Consider the following 1,440-nt stretch of genomic DNA (forward strand, 5'->3'; position numbering starts at 1 on the left):
TCCAGGTAAATCCGGATCACATAAGGCTGAGACCTGATGCCGAGCCGATTGTGGTGAAGTGGATGATCCTATGCTGTCGAGAAAAGCCTCTAGCGAGTTTCATGGCGGCCCGTACCCTAAACCGACTCAGGTGGTCAGGTAGAGAATACCGAGGCGTTCGGGTGAACTATGGTTAAGGAACTCGGCAAAATGCCCCCGTAACTTCGGGAGAAGGGGGGCCATCACTGGTGATCCGTTTTACACGGTGAGCTGGGGGTGGCCGCAGAGACCAGCGAGAAGCGACTGTTTACTAAAAACACAGGTCCGTGCGAAGCCGTAAGGCGATGTATACGGACTGACGCCTGCCCGGTGCTGGAACGTTAAGGGGACCGGTTAGCTCCATTTCGGTGGGGCGAAGCTGAGAACTTAAGCGCCAGTAAACGGCGGTGGTAACTATAACCATCCTAAGGTAGCGAAATTCCTTGTCGGGTAAGTTCCGACCTGCACGAATGGCGTAACGACTTCTCGACTGTCTCAACCATAGGCCCGGTGAAATTGCACTACGAGTAAAGATGCTCGTTTCGCGCAGCAGGACGGAAAGACCCCGGGACCTTTACTACAGTTTGATATTGGTGTTCGGTTCGGCTTGTGTAGGATAGCTGGGAGACTGTGAACTCTGGACGCCAGTTCAGGGGGAGTCGTCGTTGAAATACCAGTCTGGTCGTGCTGGATGTCTAACCTGGGTCCGTGATCCGGATCAGGGACAGTGTCTGATGGGTAGTTTAACTGGGGCGGTTGCCTCCTAAAGAGTAACGGAGGCGCCCAAAGGTTCCCTCAGCCTGGTTGGCAATCAGGTGTTGAGTGTAAGTGCACAAGGGAGCTTGACTGTGAGACCGACGGGTCGAGCAGGGACGAAAGTCGGGACTAGTGATCCGGCGGTGGCTTGTGGAAGCGCCGTCGCTCAACGGATAAAAGGTACCCCGGGGATAACAGGCTGATCTTCCCCAAGAGTCCATATCGACGGGATGGTTTGGCACCTCGATGTCGGCTCGTCGCATCCTGGGGCTGGAGTCGGTCCCAAGGGTTGGGCTGTTCGCCCATTAAAGCGGTACGCGAGCTGGGTTTAGAACGTCGTGAGACAGTTCGGTCCCTATCCGCTGTGCGCGTAGGAATATTGAGAAGGGCTGTCCCTAGTACGAGAGGACCGGGACGGACGAACCTCTGGTGTGCCAGTTGTCCTGCCAAGGGCATGGCTGGTTGGCTACGTTCGGGAGGGATAACCGCTGAAAGCATCTAAGCGGGAAGCCTGCTTCGAGATGAGTATTCCCACCTCCTTGAGAGGGTAAGGCTCCCAGTAGACGACTGGGTTGATAGGCCGGATATGGAAGCACGGTAACGTGTGGAGTTGACCGGTACTAATAGGCCGAGGGCTTGTCCTCAGTTGCTCGCGTCCACTGTGTT

General features: G+C 55.8%; 1 rRNA gene. It reads left to right on the plus strand.

What is annotated here, in order from left to right:
* A 23S ribosomal RNA gene (locus ACFY9S_RS40630) occupies window positions 1-1,418 on the plus strand; the annotation flags it as partial.
* Window positions 1,419-1,440 lie beyond the last annotated feature (22 nt).

This window comes from Streptomyces sp. NPDC012474 (assembly GCF_042955185.1).
Classification (GTDB): domain Bacteria; phylum Actinomycetota; class Actinomycetes; order Streptomycetales; family Streptomycetaceae; genus Streptomyces; species Streptomyces cahuitamycinicus.